The organism is Corynebacterium sp. p3-SID1761 (assembly GCF_055862885.1).
In genome coordinates this window covers 41042-61244 of record NZ_JBSQBJ010000009.1, presented here as the reverse complement: position 1 = coordinate 61244, position 20203 = coordinate 41042, and the positions used below count along the sequence as shown (strand labels likewise).

The 20203-nt window shown below is 59.0% G+C and carries 13 protein-coding genes and 1 pseudogene; 8 read left to right on the top strand and 6 right to left on the bottom strand.

Going from position 1 to position 20203, the window contains the following annotated elements:
- Positions 1–56 precede the first annotated feature (56 nt).
- The gene (locus ACWXWJ_RS06185) at positions 57–1310 is read right to left on the bottom strand and encodes a pyridoxal phosphate-dependent aminotransferase (protein WP_448306881.1); all 1254 of its coding nucleotides are present in this window, start codon (positions 1308–1310) and stop codon (positions 57–59) included.
- 88 nt (positions 1311–1398) lie between these two features.
- A complete protein-coding gene (locus tag ACWXWJ_RS06180) occupies positions 1399–2175 on the bottom strand; it encodes a hypothetical protein (protein ID WP_473963854.1) in 777 nt (258 codons plus the stop codon).
- A gap of 144 nt (positions 2176–2319) precedes the next feature.
- Here ACWXWJ_RS06180 and ACWXWJ_RS06175 point away from each other — a divergent pair, with 144 nt between their 5' ends.
- Positions 2320–2961, top strand: coding sequence for a DNA-3-methyladenine glycosylase (locus ACWXWJ_RS06175; RefSeq protein ID WP_473963853.1), 642 nt, complete (start codon positions 2320–2322; stop codon positions 2959–2961).
- A 127-nt stretch (positions 2962–3088) separates the two neighbouring features.
- Here ACWXWJ_RS06175 and ACWXWJ_RS06170 read toward each other — a convergent pair whose 3' ends face one another.
- Together ACWXWJ_RS06170 and ACWXWJ_RS06165 are read right to left on the bottom strand one after the other, a co-directional pair.
- Positions 3089–6640, bottom strand: coding sequence for a (Fe-S)-binding protein (locus tag ACWXWJ_RS06170; protein ID WP_473963852.1), 3552 nt, complete (start codon positions 6638–6640; stop codon positions 3089–3091).
- Between the two features lie 189 nt (positions 6641–6829).
- Positions 6830–7168 (bottom strand): hypothetical protein, encoded by a 339-nt coding sequence (locus tag ACWXWJ_RS06165; protein ID WP_473963851.1) that lies wholly within the window; start codon positions 7166–7168, stop codon positions 6830–6832.
- A gap of 718 nt (positions 7169–7886) precedes the next feature.
- On the opposite strand from ACWXWJ_RS06165, the gene ACWXWJ_RS06160 reads away from it, so the two are divergent.
- From ACWXWJ_RS06160 to ACWXWJ_RS06145, 4 genes and pseudogenes are all read left to right on the top strand, one after another.
- Positions 7887–9455 carry an ABC transporter substrate-binding protein gene (locus ACWXWJ_RS06160; protein WP_473963850.1) on the top strand — a complete coding sequence of 523 codons (1569 nt, stop codon included), beginning with the start codon at positions 7887–7889 and terminating at the stop codon, positions 9453–9455.
- Between the two features lie 288 nt (positions 9456–9743).
- Positions 9744–10692, top strand: a pseudogene (locus ACWXWJ_RS06155) (ABC transporter permease).
- Between the two features lie 166 nt (positions 10693–10858).
- Positions 10859–12658, top strand: a complete 1800-nt coding sequence (locus ACWXWJ_RS06150) for an ATP-binding cassette domain-containing protein (RefSeq protein ID WP_473963870.1) — start codon at positions 10859–10861, stop codon at positions 12656–12658.
- Positions 12651–13298 carry an ABC transporter ATP-binding protein gene (locus ACWXWJ_RS06145; RefSeq protein ID WP_473963849.1) on the top strand — a complete coding sequence of 216 codons (648 nt, stop codon included), beginning with the start codon at positions 12651–12653 and terminating at the stop codon, positions 13296–13298. Before ACWXWJ_RS06150 ends, ACWXWJ_RS06145 begins: the two co-directional genes overlap by 8 nt.
- A gap of 39 nt (positions 13299–13337) precedes the next feature.
- On the opposite strand, the gene ACWXWJ_RS06140 is transcribed toward ACWXWJ_RS06145, so the two are convergent.
- Positions 13338–14753, bottom strand: coding sequence for an esterase-like activity of phytase family protein (locus ACWXWJ_RS06140; RefSeq protein WP_293790620.1), 1416 nt, complete (start codon positions 14751–14753; stop codon positions 13338–13340).
- A 275-nt stretch (positions 14754–15028) separates the two neighbouring features.
- Between ACWXWJ_RS06140 and dnaK the strand changes: the two genes are divergently transcribed.
- The 3 genes from dnaK to ACWXWJ_RS06125 all read left to right on the top strand — a co-directional run bounded on the left by dnaK (position 15029) and on the right by ACWXWJ_RS06125 (position 18958).
- The gene (gene dnaK / locus ACWXWJ_RS06135; protein WP_448306886.1) at positions 15029–16870 is read left to right on the top strand and encodes a molecular chaperone DnaK; all 1842 of its coding nucleotides are present in this window, start codon (positions 15029–15031) and stop codon (positions 16868–16870) included.
- On the top strand, positions 16870–17433 hold the full coding sequence (gene grpE / locus ACWXWJ_RS06130; protein WP_473963848.1) for a nucleotide exchange factor GrpE: 564 nt from the start codon (positions 16870–16872) through the stop codon (positions 17431–17433). The genes dnaK and grpE overlap by 1 nt, the downstream gene beginning before the upstream one ends.
- Before the next feature lie 223 nt (positions 17434–17656).
- A complete protein-coding gene (locus ACWXWJ_RS06125) occupies positions 17657–18958 on the top strand; it encodes an HNH endonuclease signature motif containing protein (RefSeq protein ID WP_473963847.1) in 1302 nt (433 codons plus the stop codon).
- Here the strand turns inward: ACWXWJ_RS06125 and ACWXWJ_RS06120 are convergent.
- Positions 18955–20145, bottom strand: a complete 1191-nt coding sequence (locus ACWXWJ_RS06120) for a DUF3899 domain-containing protein (protein ID WP_473963846.1) — start codon at positions 20143–20145, stop codon at positions 18955–18957. The genes ACWXWJ_RS06125 and ACWXWJ_RS06120 overlap by 4 nt on opposite strands.
- Positions 20146–20203 lie beyond the last annotated feature (58 nt).

Sequence of the window (20203 nt, the reverse complement as noted above, 5' to 3'; positions counted from 1 at the left end):
GGGCGCAGGTGGCGTCAATAAAAAAGGCGCCCCAGAAGGGCGCCAGCCTGTAACAGCTACTGCCGGTAGCTAGCCAAGAAGTTACCCAAGCGCTCGATCGCCGCGCGCAGGTCACTGGCCCACGGCAGCGTAACCACGCGGAAGTGGTCCGGAGTCGGCCAGTTGAAGCCCGTACCCTGCACCAAATGGATCTTCTCGGAGCGCAGAAGATCGAACATGAACTTCTCGTCGTCGTGGATCTCGTGCACATTCGGATCCAGGCGCGGGAAAGCATATAGCGCGCCCATTGGCTTCACACAGCTCACGCCCGGTATCTCATTCAAGGCTTCGAAGGCCGCATTACGCTGCTCCAACAGGCGGCCACCCGGCAGCACCAGATCATCGATAGACTGACGGCCGGAAATCGCAACCTGGATCGCATGCTGCGCCGGCACGTTCGGGCATAGGCGCGTGCCAGCCAGGACATTCACGCCCTCGATAAAGCCCTTTGCATGCCCCTTCGGGCCCGTAATAACCATCCAGCCAGAGCGGTAGCCTGCCACGCGGTAGGCCTTGGAGAGACCGTTGTAGGTGATGCACAGCAGATCCGGGCACAGTGATGCGACGTTGATGTGCTGGGCGTCGTCATAAAGAATCTTGTCGTAAATCTCGTCTGCCAGAATCAACAGCGAGTGCTCGCGAGCCACATCCACGATCTGTTGCAGGATCTCGCGAGAGTACACAGCACCCGTAGGGTTGTTCGGGTTGATAACCACAATGGCCTTCGTGCGCTCCGTGACCTTCGCCTTGATGTCCTCGATGGAGGGCATCCAATCGTTTTCCTCGTCGCACAGGTAGTGCACGGGGCGACCACCGGAAAGCGACGTGGAGGCAGTCCACAGTGGATAGTCGGGGGAGGGGATCAGAACCTCGTCACCATCGTTCAGCAGCGCCTGCATTGTCATGGTGATTAGTTCGGATACACCGTTGCCTAGGTAGACGTCTTCGACGTCGAACTGGGGGAAGCCGGGGATGACCTCGTAGCGGGAAACGATGGCGCGCCGGGCGCTGATGATGCCCTTCGACGTGGAGTAGCCCTGCGCCGTTGGCAGCGCGGCGATCATGTCGCGCATGATCACATCCGGCGCCTCGAAGCCAAACACCGCGGGATTGCCCGTGTTGAGCTTCAGGATGCGGTGCCCGTCGGCCTCCATCCGCTCCGCCTCGGTGTTCACCGGGCCGCGGATTTCGTAGAGGACGTTTTGCAGCTTCGTCGATTGGTCCAACGTGCGCAGTTCGCTTGGGCGTTTGGGTCTACTCATTCTCCCCATTGTGCCATTGTGACTGCTGTTTTTATAGTTTTTTGACGACGCCACCCTGCGTATGCGCGACCGCGCGTATGTCTACCGGGGCGGCACACTACTCTTCGGCAACGCCTGCGTCGGAATCGCTGTCAGTGCCAGTGTCGCCGGCGCCGGTGTTGGGGGAGCTATTGCCGTTGCCCGTGCCACCACCTGTGTTACCGCCGACGGCACCTCCAACGCGGGGGCGGGGGCTTGAGCTATTGTTGCCGCGATTGCCTCTCGGAGAGGGGCGGTTGTCTCCGTCGCGGGACGGAGTAGAGGGTTTGGGGCTGGTAGATGGCTTCTCTGTTTCGGATTCCGTGGAAGTCGCTTCTGTCTGCTGCGGTTCCTGTGGTGTGTAGCCGTAGTCCTGGTACCCATTGCCGTAACCCGATCCGTAGCCGGATCCCGCGTCGGAGGTTGGCTTCGTATCGTCGTCATCGTACTTGCCGCTGGTAGTGGGCTTCGGGTACGAGGGTTTCAGCTGTTCGGTGTTGCTGATGCTGCCGGGAGTGCCCGTCTCCGTGGATCGCATGGAGGTGTAGGCGCCGATGGCAACAATGATTGTTGCGATCAGGCCGAGAGTAAGAACCCACGCCCAGAACGGCATGATCCCAAAGAACTTCCGAAAACCCGACTTTGGCTTTTCTTCTTCGGATTCCTCTTGAGACTCAGGATTTTCCGTGGGTTCAGTCGGCTTGCTGTTCGGAGCGTCTGCATCGTTAGTGCCGTTAGTGTCGTTACTGCCGTTACCGTCGTTGCTGACTTTCATAACAGAGGTTTCCTCAGCGTCGCTTACAGACTTCCCCGAGGTGAGGGGAGCGTTCTTGTCAGTCGAATCAGCGTCAGTCATGGAAAACCTACCTCTATCTTTAGGCGTGAGGCCTCTCTATGAGAATTCATTCTAGGGCACCATACGCGTGCGGTACATTCCCGGGCTGGACGGGGGCCGATTGCCGCTGCTCCCGCTTCCGGGTGCTTGCCTTAAACTTGCGGCATGACCGACGCTTCCACTAGTAACTCGATCGACGCTTTCAATGACAGTCTGATTGATTTCGACCAGTCTGCGGATGCCGTCGCCCCGTTGTTGTTGGGCGGCATTTTGCGTTTGGGGCAGGTGGCCATTCGGATCACGGAGGTAGAGGCCTACCTTGGGGAAACCGATCCTGCATCGCACGCTTTTAAGGGGCCCACTCCGCGCTGCATGACGATGTTCGGTCCTTCGTCTCACTTGTATGTGTATGCGAGTTATGGCATTCACCGCGCCGGGAACTTAGTGTGCAGTCCTGATGGACATGCGGGCGGAGTGCTTCTGCGTGGTGGGGAAGTCATCGATGGTTACGAGGTTGCTCGTCGGCGCCGGGGATCTAAGGTTCTCGACGCCGCGTTGGCCCGCGGTCCAGGAAACCTCGGCCAGGCGATGGGGTTCGACCTCGAGCTGAACGGGGCTGAAGTTCGACAAGGCAAAACCTCTAATCCATCCCGTCTGCCTGTCCTTCACTTTCAGCGCGCAAGCGAATCAGTGGACTTCGTGGCGGGAAAGCGTATCGGCATCAGCAAGAATGTCGATGCACCGCTGCGCTTTTGGATCCCAGGAGATCCCACGGTCAGTACCCCACGAGGTCGCCCAAGGGTATAGCGCGTGGCACTTCACGGGTGATCCGGAGTAGTCCGAACCTCACAGACGCAAACAACCGCACCTGCTCTTGCTGAGCAGATGCGGCTGTTGTTACCGGGAAATTCTTCCCGACTTCAGGCTTTAGACCTTAGGCGTTGGGGGCTCCCGGAGCGCCTGGCGCACCTGGTGCACCTGGGACGGTTGGCGTGATCTTGATGACGCCACCTTCCGTCTTTGCCTGAGGCTGCTCCTGATCCTCAGCAGGAGCGTTGTCCTCGGCTGGTGCCTCTGGTGCAGCTTGTGCTTCCGGCTCTGCAGGTGCTTCCGGCTCAGCGGGAGTCTCTGTCTCGGCTGGAGCCTCAGGTTCTGCAGGCGCCTCGTTCGCTGCAGGAGCAGCCGGTGCCGCAGCAGTGGTCGGTGCTGGTGCACCTGGAGCGCCTGGCGCGCCAGGGGTCATCGCACCTAGCTTGATGACGCCACCTTCAGTGCTGGCTTCCGACTGTGCTGGTGCCGGAGCTGCTGGTGCCTGTGCTTGTGGAGCTTCGGCCTCAGCAGATGCGGTCTCGGTGTCTGCCTGGTTCTGCGCTGGTGCTGCTGGTGCAGATGGGGCTGCTGGCGCCGGAGCAGAGGGAGCTGCGGGAGCTCCTGGTGCCGCCGGTGCGGTTGCGCCGAGCTTGATCTTGCCATCAGAAGTCGTTTCAGCTGCTGCTGGCTCTTCCTTAGCAGGAGCGGACGGAGCTGCCGGAGCGCCCGCGGACGGAGCTGCCGGAGCACCTGGAGCGCCCGGAGCAGATGGTGCAGAAGGAGCACCAGCGGACGGAGCCTTTGGAGCACCCGGTGCAGCAGGAGCGCCCGGAGCAGATGGTGCGCCAGCGGATGGAGCTGCCGGAGCACCTGGAGCGGACGGAGCAGCAGGAGCGCCAGCGGACGGAGCCTTTGGAGCACCCGGTGCAGCAGGTGCGCCCGGAGCAGATGGTGCGCCAGCGGATGGAGCTGCCGGAGCACCTGGAGCGGACGGAGCAGCAGGAGCGCCAGCGGGCGGAGCCTTTGGAGCGCCCGGAGCAGATGGCGCAGCAGGAGCGCCCGCGGACGGAGCAGCCGGAGCACCTGGAGCGCCCGGAGCAGATGGTGCAGCAGGAGCGCCCGGAGCACCCGGTGCAGCCGGAGCGCCAGCGGACGGAGCCTTTGGAGCACCCGGTGCAGCAGGAGCACTCGGTGCACTCGGTGCTGCAGCAGCGGTACCAGCGGCGGCGGCTCCAGCAGCGGCGGCGCCACCAGCAGCTTCCTTCTTCTTAGCTTCTTCAGCCTTGCGCTTCTTTTCCTCGGCAGCCTTCTTCTTGGCTTCTTCCTCGGCCTTGCGCTCAGCCTCTTCGCGGGCCAGCTTCTCCTCGTCTACCCAGCCACGCTCCGGCGCAACCAGGAACTCCGGAGACTTCGGTGCTGGCAGTTCGCCGTCAACCAAGACGGACTCGCGGAACATCTGGGCGATGTCCATAACCTGGGTGCGCTGGCTCTTGTCTTCGATGTCGGACTGACGGTTGTTCACGCCGTCCGTCATCATCGTCTTACAGAACGGGCAGCCGATGGCGATGGCATCCGAACCGGTTGCCAGAGCCTCGTCGGTACGGTTCAGGTTGATGCGCTCGCCCAGGTGCTCTTCCATCCACATGCGAGCACCACCGGCACCACAGCAGAAGCCGGTATCGCGGTTGCGATCCATCTCCACCAGGTTGGCGCCGGAAGCGCCGATCAGCTCACGTGGAGCCTCAAAGACCTTGTTGTGGCGGCCCAGGAAGCACGGGTCGTGGTAGGTGACCTGGCGGCCACTCTGCGGTGCGGCAACCGGCTCCAGGCGACCCTCGCGGATCAGCTTGTTCAGCAGCTGCGTGTGGTGGACAACCTGGTAGTTACCGCCCAGGTCCGGGTACTCGTTGCGCAGGGTGTTGAAGCAGTGTGCACAGGTCACGACGATCTTGCGCTGCTTCGGCGGAACGCCGTCGAAAGCGTTGTCGAGCATTTCAATGTTCTGCTCTGCCAGCATCTGGAAGAGGAACTCGTTGCCGGCACGGCGGGCGGAGTCACCAGTACAGCCTTCGCCCTCGCCCAGTACGGCGAACTTCACACCGGCGGTGTATAGCAGGTCGGCGACAGCACGGGTGGTCTTTACTGCGTTGTCGTCGTAGACGCCCGCACAACCAACCCAGAACAGGTACTCGGTGTCGTCGAAGTTCTCGATGTCCTCGCCGAATACCGGCACCTCGATGCCATCTTCCTTGGCCTTCTGGATCCAGTCGGAGCGCTTGTTGTTGTTCTGGCCCCACGGGTTGCCCTTGGTTTCCAGGTTCTTGAACAGGCCACCCAGCTCGGTTGGGAAGTCGGACTCAACGAGTACCTGGTAACGGCGCATATCGACGATGTGGTCGATGTGCTCGATATCGACAGGGCACTGCTCCACGCAGGCGCCACAGTTGGTGCAGGACCACAGTACGTCGGGGTCGATAACACCCATCTCGCCCGCAGCTACCAGCTGCAGCAACGGCATGTCCGCGTGGGCGTCAACAGAAGGGTCATCCAGAACGGCAGTGGTAGCGCCATCGCCGGAGAACATGCCACCGCTGTGCTTCTCGTCTTTGCGGGTGGCCTTCAGGTACGGTGCGGACTCAATGGCGTGGTCACGCAGGTTGGTGACCAGCAGCTTCGGGCTTAGCGGCTTCGCGGTGTTCCACGCCGGGCACTGCTCCTGGCAGCGACCACACTCGGTACACGAGGTGAAGTCCATCCAGCCCTTCCAGGTGAAGTCGTCGATCTTGCCTACGCCGATCGCGTCTTCCTCCGGATCTGCATTCTCCATGGTCAGCATGCGACCACCGGAGGTCAGCGGCTTCGCTGCACCCAGGGCGTTGCGGCCATCGGAGTTGCGTTTCAGGAAGATGTTGAAAAAAGCCATGAAGCGGTGCCATGCAACGCCCCACTTGATGTTCTGGCCCACGATAAACAGCCAGATCATGCCGGACAGCAACTTGATCAGCGCAAAGATGGAGACCAGTAGAGGAGACTCCGGCAGGATCTTGGCCAGCTGCATCGTAAAGAAGTCGGTGGCAGCGTGGCCGCCCTCGTAGCTCGCGAAGGTCGCGATCTTGGAGGCCTTTACGAAGATCATGCCCAGGCCTTCGATCAGCACAACGGCTTCGACGAAGTACGCTGCGCCGGAGTTGGAGCCGTAGAAGCGAGCCTTCTTGTCCTTGTCGCCGATGTTCTGGCGCACGATGATCAGCGCGATAATGCCGATGACAGTGCCAAGGCCCAGCAGCTCGTCGATGAAGTGGTATACACCCCAGCCGCCGATGATGGGCCAGCCACCCTCGGGGTCAAAGATCTGGATGTAGGCCTCGAACCACACCATGGATCCCAGCAGGAATCCGACCATGACCAGCCAGTGAGCAATCGCTACTCCCGGCTTCTTAGCCATCTTGGTGTGGCCGACGATCTCCTTAATCAGGTTCATCAGTCGGCCGGCGGGATTGTCCGTCCTCTTCAGCGCCGGTTGGCCGAGGCGGATCGTGGTAAAGATCTGCGCCGCGCCACGGATGAAGAAAATCCAGGCGGGCAGTGAAAGCAGCGCGCCAATGATGCCCAGTGGAACGGTGATGTTCCATGGAATGTCATTGGAGGTCGCCTGCCCTGCTGCAAGCAGGTCCATGTTGTGCTCCTCGCAAGTCCTGTATGAGCCACGGTGACTCAGTCAAGTAGTTCACATCCGAGCTGGAATCGGAATATGTATGAACTAATTACTTGCTAGGTAGATTAACAATTGAACAGGGCTTTGGTGAAGTTTTCTCCGCTGGTCGCGCCTATTTTTTTGGCAGTATTTTAGAAACGATGATGTTGCTTAAATATCCCGAGCTGCTGTGTTGTGCGCCACAGAAATGATCGCTTTCCGGGCTGCGCGCCCTGCCTTTGAACGTCGCAGATGGTATAGGCGGTCGCCGCTAGCGCTTTCGTGGAGGATGACTGTGGCTCCAATTTTCTTTAATTTCGACGCTTCGTCGACGATCCCCGGGCTTCCCTTATCCTTCTTGGCGAAGAAGATGTGTACTTCAGTGTCTAGCGCACGGTCTGCGATCGGGCTATCGGCTCTGAAGAGCTGTTTCAGTAGAGTTATGTCTTTAGCGTGGGGCGCCAGTAGCACAATGGTGCGCGGTGCGGTCGCTTCCTGGAGTGCGTCCAATAACTCGGGGATGCAAGACGATTCCGCTATGGCTGTTACGAGTTGAGGGCCGTGGTCCGTTAGGAGGTTGCGGTAGGTCTGACGGATGGTCGCAGAGCCTGTGGAGGAGGCGGTAGCGGTTGAAGATGGTGTGCCGGGGTGCGTTGAAGATGCTGTGGTGGGGTGTGGGGGAGGAGTGGAAGGTGATGTGGAAGTTTTATTGGCGCGGGGGATTGGTATTTCAACTCGAAGATCGGTTTCCGCGAGTTGCCAGGCGAGATCCCAATGTCTGTTTGTGAATGGCTCTGAGGGGGAGTGTGGCGCAATAAAAAGAACAGCCTGTGAAGCTGCGTGTTCGGGTGGAATCTCCGCCAAGGCGGAAGTGTGCGGGCTGTTGCGCGTGGCGTCGGTGGAATGAGAGCCCCCGAACTGCATAGGGGCAATGGAGTAGACGGTATGTGTATCGCAGGAGTGGGAGCGCATTGCGAAATGCTGTCGCAACGCATGAGGGGGTTCAGGGGTGGCGCGGGTGAAGATGTCCATGGCATCCAAGCTTAAGGCACCCTGCGGTGCTGTCGAGAAAAGTTCAAGGGGCTGAAATCTAAATATGCCGTAAGGTAGTTTCTTCTTCTAGTAATGACAATGAATTTGTAATAAGTGCTTTAAATAGGGTGCTGGACAGGAATGACGTATGCGAACAAAACTGCGGCGAAGGGCAGCATGTGCCTAAACCGGCGTGATGATTGGAGGGGCGCTGGTAGCCTGCGGTGACCCGAGCCGCCAAGCTTCCGGTGGGGAGGGCCAGTACCCCACCCGGCTGGTTTTGGCAGACCGTAAAGCTGGCGATGGATTCCACCCAGCGACGGGATATGCCCAAACCGGTGTGAGCCCGATCTACGACGGTCTGCTGCGACCAGAGCCATCGTCGTCAGACAAGGTTCCGAACTTTATGCCAGCACTGGCTGCGGAAATGCCGAAACACAATGCTGACTCCACGAAGTGGACTGTGAAGCTCAAAGAGGGAGTGAAGTTCAGCGATGGTTCTGATTTCGATGCCGAAGATGTGAAGGCATCGTATGACGTAGCCAAAGACATTTCCGCCGGTTCCGAAGTAGTCAGCCGCTACGACATCATCGACGAGGTGCAGGTCCAAGATCCGCACACCGTGGTGTTTAAGTTGCGTTCCCCACTTGCCGAAATGTTGTCGCGACTCACCTACGCGATCGCTCCCTCCGAGATGCTGGACAAAGGGGCCGTTACCCAAAGCAAGCTGAATACCGAACCCGTGGGTACTGGCGCTTACCACCTGAAGGAGCGCCGGGGTGATGAAACGATCTTTGAAGCCAACGACAACTATTTTGACGGTGCGCCGGAAGTCAAGGAATTGGTTGTTACGACGGCTGCGGATGATACGGCCCGCGCGCAGCGCGTAGCTGCTGGTGAAATTGATGGTGCCGCTATTCCGCCCAGCCAACTGAAGGGGTTAGAAGGTAAGGACGGCATCAGCGTAGATGTCACCAAGACGGCTGATTGGCGGGGTATTTCCTTCCCTGAAACGCCCGAGTTCGCCGATCCGAAGGTGCGCTTGGCTTTGAACCTCGCCGCTGATCGGCAGGCATTTATTGATGGACCATTGGCGGGGCAGGGCACTCCGATCTCTGGACTATTGTCCTCAATCTACGGTGATGCCCACGATCCAGCCCTGGATTTCCAACACGACGTGGCCAAAGCGGAGAAACTACTCGATGAAGCTGGGTGGAAGAAGAACAGCCAGGGTGTGCGGGAAAAAGACGGTAAGCCCTTCCACGTAGACCTCTACTATGCAGGCAACGACACGCTGCGCCGAGACATCGCCATCGAGTTCGCCTCGCAGATGAAGAAGCTGGGCCTAGAGTTCGAAACCAAGTCCAGCACGTGGCAAGACATCGAACCGAAGGTACACGATGTGTCGGTCGTTTTGGGCGGCGGATCGGCCCCTTATGACGCCACGGTGATGGCCTATGAGTATTTGCACACACGCACACCCGCGACGGGTAAGTGGGCTAATCCAGGCAACTACGGCTCCAAGAAATTGGATGACCTGCTGGATGAGACGCGCAGTGAGAACGACGAGGCGAAGCGCAACCAACTGTGGCGCAAGATCCAAGCCGAGCACGCAGAAAACCCATCCATGCTGGCTTTGGCGAACGTCAACCACATTTACGTCTCAAAGGAAAATTCGTGGAAGAAACCGAATCTCCTGCTCGAACCCCATATTCACGGCGTGACGTGGGGGGCTTGGTGGCGCCTAGCCGCTTGGAAGAAATAACACATGAGAGCGGTTTCTACCACTTCTTCTGCTGCTAACTCCGCTCATGGCGGAGCCGCTGTGAATACTGCGGACGTTCACACCGCTGAAGGTCACTCTGGTGCTGGTCATCCTGCTCCTGGTCACGTTGGTGCTGTTCGGATTGCAGATAAGGCAAGCTCGGCTGGAGCCCCCCATTCAAACGGAGTTGACGGTTCAGACGGGGTTCTCACTTCAGCAAAAACTCGGCAGTCCTGGCGCAGGTTTGTATTGCCGGGGCGCCGGGATAACCTCGGCGGGATCGGCCGGATGGTTGGTACGCGCTTGTTGCTCATTGCCGTGACAACCGTGGTGGTCAGCTTCATTATGTTCGGCCTCGCTGCCTTGTCGCCGTTTGATCCCCTTGCGCACCACCTCGGCGCGAACTACGGCAACTACACTGCCGAAGAACGTGCGCGCATTGCCTCTTCCTTGGGCCTCGACGCCCCGTGGTACCAGCAATGGGTCTCCTGGTGGGGGCACGTTTTTACAGGTGATCTGGGGTGGTTCCGGGTGTACAGCAAACCGGTTGTTGAAGTTATTGGCGAGCGCCTGCCGTGGACGATGCTGCTATCCGGAGCGGGCCTGCTGCTGATGCTGGCGATTGCAGCGCTTCTCGGCTTGAGTGCTGCTCGCCGACCCGGCGGAGTGGTGGATCGGGCGATAACCGCGTTGGGTGTATTTGTGGCAGCCACTCCTTCCTATATTTATGCCCTAGGAAGCGTGCTGTTTTTTGGCGTGTTCTGGCACCTCATCCCCGTGGGAGGGGCCGCGCCGGTCGGTAAGTCCCCGTCACTGGGAACGGGGGCCATACCTCATCGCACCGGCAGTCGTTCTAGCGATCTCGCAGCTGTCGTGGCCTTTGTTGACGATGCAACGCGCTACTGCCGAAGCCGTTGAGTCGCCAGCGGTTGCCAACGTGCGCTTGCGTGGTCTCTCCGAACACACGATCCTCGTTCGGCATGTGCTGCCTATGTCGCTCATGCCGCTGATCACTTTGATCGGAGCGCGCCTCGGCGAGATGGTCGTCGGAGCAGTGATCGTGGAAACGGTTTTCTCCTGGCCGGGGTTGGCGCAAGCCACGGTGGAATCGGCTGTGGCCGTGGACTTTCACCTGCTGGCATTCACCACGGTCGCGACCACGGTAGTGGTGATGTTGGGATCCCTATTGAGCGATCTGTCCTACGTATTGATCGACCCGAGGGTAAGCGATGTCTAACAAGAATTCTCTTTCCCCCGATGAGCACAGCTCTAGTTCGATCGATGATCACAGCCCTAGTTCAAATAACTCAGCCGTGAAAGCACATAGTGCTCATCTAGATATTGGCAGCGCCGAAGCACAGGGGTTTAGCGCGCACTCGCAGACACAGAGTGCCCGCAGGTGGATGCGTGGGCACCTCATTGGATTAAGCGTTTTTGCACTTCTGGTGCTGTATGCAGCTATAGTTCCCGCCGTCTTCGAGGCGGGAACTCCAAGTTTCGCCAATTCCCTGCGTTCACCGACTGCCGCGCATATTTTCGGTACTGATCACTTTGGGTTCGACCTATTCGTACGAACCGCGGAAAGTTTGCGGGTTTCCCTTTTCATCGGGCTTACGGCTGCGGTTGCCGCTACGGCATTGGGCGTGCTCGTCGGGTTATTGGCGGGGCTCGGTGGCGTGGTCGATCGCATTGTTATGCGCATCAACGATGCCGTGAGTGCCATTCCGCACCTCATTTTGACAGTGGTTATTGTCGCACTATTCCAGGGATCCGTTGCTGCCATCGTGGGGTCCATCGCTTTGACTCACTGGTCACCGGTTGCGCGTATCGTGCGATCTGCGGTGTTGACGGTCCGCGCGTCCGAAATGGTGCAGTGCTCGTACGGTGCAGGGGCTTCGTTTGGCTGGGTGCTGCGTAAGCATTTGGCACCAGCGGCTTCTGGTCAAGCACTGGTAGCGATGGCGATGCTCACTCCCCATGCTGCGTGGCACGAATCCACCGTGTCCTTCCTTGGCCTGGGCATCCAGGCTGACGAGCCATCACTGGGAACGCTCATGGATTTGGCGCGCGAAGACATCACCCGTGGGGCGTGGTGGGCTTTGGCTTTCCCAGCGATGATCTTGCTGCTCACCACGATGTCTGGGGTATCGCTGACCCGAGGAGCGACAGCGCGGGCAGAGCGTGGCGTCGGAAAGCAAAAGAAGAAGTCAGCACTGCAGAAAGAAGCCGGGGCAGGCCGCAGAGGGCGTAGGTCGGAGCCTGCGGAGCCAACTGAGGCGACGAGCGAGTTGGGGGAGCTACGTGCTCGCGGGCTTGGCGTAGAGGTGGGGGCAAAAAACATTGTGTGTGGGGTGAACCTGACCGTGCGCCGTGGGGAAGTGGCCGGGCTGATCGGAACCTCCGGTTCTGGTAAATCGACCGTGGGGCGCGCGTTGATTGGGATGGTCCCAACAGGGGCTCGAGTAGAAGGGAAGGTCTCGCTTTATCCGGCTGGGGCGCCTGATGGGAATTGTGCAGCGCACGGGGCGACCAAAGGGCACCTTGAACCCAGCGGGGTCACCCAAGATACGGAAGCTGGTGGATCCGCTCACGTTGCGGAAGCCGATAAAACCACTGCTGATGAAGCAGACTGGAACAGTACTGATTTAGCTAGTGTGCGGGGCTCAATGGTGGGTTTTGTTCCCCAAGCCGCGGCGTTGTCCTTTACGCCCGTGAGGAGAATTGGAACCCAGCTCCAAGAGATTATCGATCGGCATGGCAGTGGCTTGGATGTGGAGGAGTTGTTAGAACGCGTTCACCTTGACTCTGAGGTCAGCGAGTATTTCCCACACCAGCTATCGGGCGGCATGGCGCAGCGAGCGGCGCTGGCTGCGGCGTTGGCGGGAAATCCGCAATTCCTTATCGCAGACGAGCCCACCGCAGCATTGGACCCACAATTAACGAAGGAGACGCTGGAGCTACTGCGGTCCGCGGCCAAGGATTTGGGGCTCGGAGTATTGCTGATAAGTCACGATCTAGAGGACCTTCGAGAATGGGAAGTGTGCGACCACATTTTTGTGCTGCATGAGGGCGAAGTAGTGGAAAGTAGACAGGCCAGCGAGTTTTGGGATGCACCGCAAACCGACTTTAGTCACGCGTTGGTTGCGGCTTTGCCCAGCGGAGGCATTGAATACCAAACCGAGGTAGGGGAGAGAAATGCTTAAAGCTACCGAGGTGACCTATTCCTATGCAGGGAAACCCGTCTTGGAGAAAATTGAACTGATCATTGAACGCGGTGAGCTCGTGGGGCTGATTGGACCTTCAGGATCTGGCAAAACGACGTTGGCCAAGTTGCTTTCCGGGCGTTTCCTCCCAGATTCGGGAAAGGTCACGATTGACGGAGAACCTGTGGTGACGGGGCGAGATCGCCGGCGATCACGAATAGCGTTGGTGAGCCAATCCCCGCGGGATGCGTGCAATCCGCGGTGGACTCTCCGAGAGATCATCGCCGAACCCTTATTGATCGCCGGGGAGCACAATAGGGAAGTGATTCGCGAGTGCGTGGAGGATCATACGAAGCGAGCAATGCTGGATAGGGAATTGCTTGATCGTCGACCAGCACAGGTAAGCGATGGGCAACTGCAGCGAGCATGCTTGGCCCGCGCAACTGTGATGGATCCGGCCTTCCTCATCTGCGATGAACCGACTTCAATGTTCGACCCAATTGCGACGGCGAAAATTGTGGAGATGTTGCGCGAGACCGTGCGGGCGAACCGCGGAGTGCTATTGATTTCCCACGACTATCGGTTATTGACAGCGTGCGCTGACCGGACAGTGGCTATAGAAACCATCCCGCAGGCTTAGAACTCTGCGTTCCGCGCCTGTGCTGGTGAGGAGCGGTAATTAGCGCCGGGGGATGTCCAAAGAATGGAGCAACGTACGCTGCGAATCACTGAAGTTATTGTCCGAGATTAAGTACACGCGGTTTAACTCCGCCGGGGAAGTGGAGCTGCCGGCGTGGTTTCCGATGGCGGAGGAGCCCGCAGGAAGGGAGCCGGTGGTGACGGAACCGTGAGCCGGCACATCGGCAGAGTGGGCAGGCGGGGCCGCGAAGGTTAAGCCTTCAACATTTTCGGGGGATGCAGAGATGTTAGGGCTTGCCTCAGTGTTAGCCTTATCGCCACTCGAGCTTAGGTTGTCACCGAGCTTGTGAATGTCACTGGTTTTTTGCCCAGCGAAATCGAAGACCTTCTCGCGGTTAACGGGCACCTCGCTACCGTCCAAGCGCTCCCGGCCAAGCACATTGGTGGCCCCTTCCAGACTCAAACGGTAGATTTCGGCGCGGTTACCTTGTTTGGGGATGTAACCGCGCTGCAGCGCGTAGAGGCTGCCATCCGGGGAAGTAGCCAAGGAAGCGTACCCGCGATCGGCCTTGGGGGCGTACGTGGGGTCCACCTCGACCACATACTCAGCCTTGGGCTTGCCGGTTGTAGTGCTGTAAGCGGTCAACCGAGTTTTGGACCCCGCCTCGGGAGTATTGATTGGCCCATCCTGCACCAATGAGTTCTCGTTGAGAGTGTAAAAAGTTTCCTCATCAGGAGAAATTGTCATGCCCTCCGGGCCTTTGTTGGGGCTTATACCTTTAGTTTGTTCAACATCTTTTGCTGCATTGTGGTCGGGGACGTGATAGTGCGGGGGATGGATGCGCCGGATTTCCCGCCCGTTGCTATCGGATTCGATGACAAGGGGTGAGCGGTTCTTCGATCCCTTTGATTCGCCCTCGGTGGTCCATAGCAAATGGCCGTTAGGTAGCTGCTGGATCTCCTCCGCATCGTATTCCTTGGGGTTGTATGCACTGCCATCTGGCTTGGTGAAATTAACTTGTCCGGTGACCTTTGCCCGCCCGTTGCTGTCGATGTTCAAGCGGTAGGCGCGCGTGGGGCCATGATCGCCTTTGTCATCCGAGATGGCGAGGTAGGAGCCATCGGTGAGGGCAGTAAGCCCGGATAGCCCACCCACGTTGGGATCCTTGCTCGCTTGGCCGAGGTCGAATGCGCCGTTGTAGTGAGTTTGTTCCTGGCCACCAGTTTTCAGAGCGCCGGAAGGTGGGAAAGCCGATCCTGCGGGGAATTGCGGTGCGGAGAGTGAGGCGTCGGAACCAAAAGGGGTAGCGGAAGAAAAAGGGGCGGTGGCTGTGGTTGCGCCAAGGGCTGTGGGAGCGGCAATGACCGACCCAGCGAGAATCGAGGTAGCGACAAGTGGGGCGGCTGCCAGCGGGGTGGAAATGAGGGCGCGGTTTATGCGTATGCGGTTTTTCATACCCACTATCAAAACAGGTGGGGCGGGTTTGCGCATTTCAGGGGAGGTTCAGGGGTGAATCTAAAAGTATTTTTGAAAAAGTTGAGTCGATCGGGAACAAGTTTGAGGTGCGATGAGTTGAGTAGGGTGTGAGCAAGTTGAGTGGAGCAAACTCAAGTCGGCTTGACTAGACGCGAAAAACGCGGATACTAGTGTGCAGAGGCGGGCGAAGTTGAGTCCGCTCGACTAAGGCTCGATAGATTTTATTCGCCCCAGAAGTAATAGGAGGAACTGATATGGGACGCGCAGTAGGAATTGACTTGGGCACCACCAACTCTGTGGTGTCTGTTCTGGAAGGTGGCGAGGCTAAGGTCATCGCCAACTCCGAGGGGTCCCGTACCACCCCGTCCATCGTGGCTTTCGCCAAGAACGGTGAGGTACTGGTTGGCCAGTCCGCTAAGAACCAGGCGGTTGCCAACGTGGATCGCACCATCCGCTCCGTTAAGCGCCACATGGGTACGGACTGGAAGATCTCCATCGACGACAAGGAGTACACCGCTCCGGAGATCTCCGCTCGCACCCTGCAGAAGCTGAAGCGCGACGCGGAAAGCTACCTGGGTGAGGATGTAACCGACGCGGTCATCACCGTCCCCGCTTACTTCAACGACGCACAGCGTCAGGCAACCAAGGATGCGGGCCAGATTGCCGGCCTGAACGTCCTGCGTATCGTCAATGAGCCGACCGCAGCTGCTCTGGCCTACGGTCTGGAGAAGGGCGACAAGGAGCAGACCATCCTGGTCTTCGACCTCGGTGGCGGTACCTTCGACGTTTCCCTGCTGGAAATCGGCGACGGCGTGGTAGAGGTTCGCGCAACCGCTGGTGACAACGAGCTGGGTGGCGACGACTGGGATCAGCGCATTGTCGATTGGCTGGCCGAGAAGTTCAAGGCCTCCCACGGTGTGGATCTGACCAAGGACAAGATGGCTCTGCAGCGTCTGCGCGAGGCAGCGGAGAAGGCCAAGATTGAGCTGTCCAGCTCCCAGCAGGCTTCCATCAACCTGCCGTACATCACGGTGGACGAGGATCGGAACCCGCTGTTCCTGGACGAAACCCTGACCCGCACCGAGTTCCAGAAGATCACTCAGGATCTGCTGGATCGCACCAAGGCTCCGTTCCAGGCGGTGCTGAAGGATGCTGAGGTTAGCGTGGACGAGATCGACCACGTCGTGCTGGTCGGTGGCTCCACCCGCATGGTTGCCGTATCCGAGCTGGTCACCGAGCTGACCAATGGTAAGGAGCCCAACAAGGGCGTCAACCCAGACGAGGTTGTTGCCGTGGGTGCTGCCCTGCAGGCCGGTGTGCTGCGCGGCGAGGTGAAGGACGTGCTGCTGCTCGACGTCACCCCGCTTTCCCTGGGTATTGAGACCAAGGGTGGCGTGATGACCAAGCTGATCGAGCGCAACACCACCATCCCGACGAAGCGTTCCGAGACCTTCACTACTGCTGAGGATAGCCAGCCCAGCGTGCAGATCCAGGTCTTCCAGGGCGAGCGCGAGATGGCTGCGCACAACAAGCTGCTCGGCTCCTTCGAGCTGGCTGGCATCGCCCCTGCACCGCGCGGCGTTCCGCAGATCGAGGTCACCTTCGATATCGACGCCAACGGCATCGTCTCCGTATCTGCAAAGGACAAGGCGACCGGCAAGGAAAACACGATCAAGATCCAGGAAGGCTCCGGCCTGTCCCAGGAGGAGATCGACCGTATGGTCAAGGATGCTGAGACTCACGCAGAGGAGGACAAGAAGCGCCGCGAGGAGCAGGAAGTCCGCAACTCTGCAGAGTCTATGGCTTACCAGACCCGTAAGTTCGTCGAGGAGAACAAGGACAAGGTCAGCGAAGACGCCCAGAACAAGGTCGAGGAAGCAGCCAAGGCTGTGGACGAGGCTCTGAAGGGTGATGACATCGAGGCCATCAAGGACGCTGTGGAGAAGCTGAACGCTGAGTCTCAGGAGATGGGCAAGGCTATCTACGAGGCAGAAGCAGCATCCGGTGCTGAAGGTGCCGCTGCAACCGATGACCCGAACGTTGTCGACGCCGAAGTTGTCGATGAGGACACTTCCGCAGAGGATGATAAGAAGTAATGTCTGAAGATCTGAATCAGAACCCGGACGCCCCGGAAAATACCGAACCAGAAGTAACCGAGGCACAAGGGGTCGACGAGGGTCTGGCAGAAGCTGATCTGGCTGAAGATGAGGGCGTCGACAACAACGCCGCAGACGAGGCCGAGAACAACATCGAGGCCGAGCTGGCCGAGCGCACCGAAGATCTGCAGCGCGTGACGGCGGAGTACACCAACTACCGCCGTCGCGTAGAGCGCGACCGCGTGAGCGTGATTACCGGCGCGAAGGCTGACGTAGCCTCCGAGCTGCTGCCGATCCTGGATGACCTGGAGATGGCAGAACAGCATGGCGATCTGACCGGTCCGCTGAAGTCCATGTCGGATAAGCTGCACTCCGTGATGGCCTCCATGAAGGTGGAGAAGTTCGGCGAGGAAGGCGACGAATTCGACCCTAACTGCCACGAGGCAGTGCAGGACACTAGTAGTGGTGACGAGAAGGTGCTGGCCACCGTTCTACGTCGTGGCTACCGTCTAGAAGATCGGGTGCTGCGCAATGCGATGGTTATTATCGGCGACCCGCAGTAGTCCTGTTGGCGGTCTACCGCTGAGTTAACCCCTTAAGAGGGCTCCATGGTTTTACCGTGGGGCCCTTTCTTATGGCTAGAACACACATGTTTAGAACGAGTGTTCGATTTTGTAGTGTTTTTTCGGAAGGGTTGTCGGGGGCGTTTTCTATGCTTATTGCGCACGGAAAACCACGGGACGAAAACCATGCAACACAGGGGACTTTGATCATCAAAGGGGAAAGATGTTCGACCAACCCACACCACCAGAAGAATCGCCACCAGACCAGCGTCCGCCCAACCAATCCGCCGATCAGGCGCAGAAGCCTTTTTGGAAAGTAACCGACCCTACCGACCCGATAAGCGCAGCAGTCTGCGACATCAATCTCAACAATGCGCGCCTTGCCGTGGCATGCACGCCTCGCGACCATGAATGCGTCGGCGATGTCACCACCCGCTTGTGTGTCCGCCTGGGACTACCGGAGTTTCGGGTCATCCAGCTTATTGACGTCGGCGCAACCTTCCGCCGCTTCCCATCGTTGTTGAAGCTTGCCGAAACGGGGGCTTACTCCATAGAAATCTGGCGGATTGTCGCGCAGAGCCTTGTCGCTATTAGTGACGCCCACGCCTCCGTCATAGAAGCCGATGTATACACTGCACTTTCACCTACTCGACCTAACCAGGCAATGCTTGGGCATGGCACGATCCGTCAGCGGCTGAAGAAGATCGTCATGCAGCGCGAGCCTTTGGCTTGTCCGATCGATCCTGCAGATCGGCCCATGCTCTCGGACGATGCGAATGAGGAGGGTGCCGAAGATGCGCTGGGAAATGCAGCAAGGCTGAGTATTGATGACCGGCCAAGCGACCATACCGAGTTTTATCTGACTCTCCCTAAGTTGGAGGCGCTAGAGCTGATTCAAGCGGTTGATGGCGTGCGGAAGAAAGAGAACTGCTCGCGGGCGCGGGCGCTGCTAAGTCTGGTGCGGGGGAGTGCTACTGCAGAAGTGAACCTCAACCTATATCGCCGGGTGGATATTCCGGATTCCCAGATCTGGGCCGCTGGCACCTGGCTTAGTCCGCTGGCTACGAAGGAATGGATGGCTCGCGTGACCCATCTGCAGGCTCCGGGGAAGGCCACCACGGCTGGTTATACTCCGACGCCGCTGATTCGCGCGAGCGTGGAAGGGCGGGACGGGACTTGCCGGTTCCCCGGTTGCGACGTGCCTGCCCACAAATGCCAGCTGGATCACGTCAAACGCTTCGTGCATAACAACCCGGAAGGCGGGCCGACTGATACGTCAAACCTCCACTGTCTCTGTGCAAAGCATCACAATGCGAAGACGACCGGAGCATGGGATGTGGAGATCTCCTCCGATGGAGTGGAAACCTGGAGCAGCCACGGCGACGGCCACACCGTGATCACCACTCCGAACGGCCCGCTGGGAAGATTCACATTCCGGCACCGAGCCATAAAGCGAACGCGGAGGGTGGTGGAGTTCAACCAGCGGAAACAACAGCGCAACCAAGAGGAAGAGCCACCGTTCTAGGCGAGGCCGCCTCCATCCCCTAGGTCACCGAGATGAAGCTTCTCGGTGAGGTATGCGGTCGGCTTGACCTCAAGCTCCGCAGTGTGGTCGCTATTCCACTTCACATTGGTGAACGTAGTCACCTCGCCCATGTGAGAGATCATCAGGCGTGGACTCAACGCGCCTGCCTGCTGGGAGAACTGGTTGGCGGCCAGGGTTGCCATCATCTTGATGGATCCCATGAGATCGCTGCCCTCATCCATCTCGCGGAGCAGCGTTACATGGCGATGCGGAGCTGCCAGCAACAACCCAGACTCGCGATCGATTTGGGGTAGGTAACGCTCGACGATGTCATCCAACAGAATCGGAATAGACCCCACGTAGTACGAGGATCCAACGAACAACCACACGCGTTCTCCGGGCTTGCTCTTGTCCGCCTGGATGGACTGCACCTCAAGATCGGAATCAATCAGATCCTGCCATAGGTTGCGGTAGCCGATCCGGAAGAGGTCCTCTACGGGCCCTCGATCCTCCAGCGAATCCGGGGTCAGGCCCAACACTGCGTTGGGTGAGTCTAGGACTAGGTGGATGCAAAGGGCGTCCGAAAAAGGACGAATGGGGGATTCTGGGTTGAACTCGAACGCATCCGCCTGCGCGCTCTCCGGCAGAAGTTCGATCGCCGTGAGGCGCACACGCAGGTAGGAGTAGAACTCCGCGTCGGGGATTGAGCCCATATCCGTCGTGATCTGGATAGACGAGACAAGCGTGGAAACGAAGTTATTGACCATCTCGGGCATGTCCCTGGCAAAGTCCTCGGCGCTCGCGACCTGCTTCGTGATGTTCTCAAGGCCCATTAGTGAACCCTCGCCATCGTCCGGTGCCGGAAGTCTGCCGCCATAGGGGCCAGGGGTGCGGCCGACATATTTCAGGGGCTTCTCAATGTCCTCAGGCTTGCTGAAATACACCACCTCAGGAGTGGGGTTCGCGCCATAGCCGAGATCGTTAAGCGCGCGCACGATGTGGCGAATCATCGCGGTGGACTGGTGCAAGTCCAGGCCGCTCAACGGCACTGGTGGATCCTCCGGGCCGGGAGCAGGTGTGCCGGGAGCAGAAAAGCTATCAACCGAGCTGTCAGAGCTGCCGAGATCGGATGGTGAATTGTGGGAGCCGAAAAGTCGGCTAAACCAACTGCGCTTTTTGGGTGCCATGGCCCCACCCTAGTCAGTTCTGCTCGAGTGGGCTTTCGTCTGGCCCCGAAGCGACGCT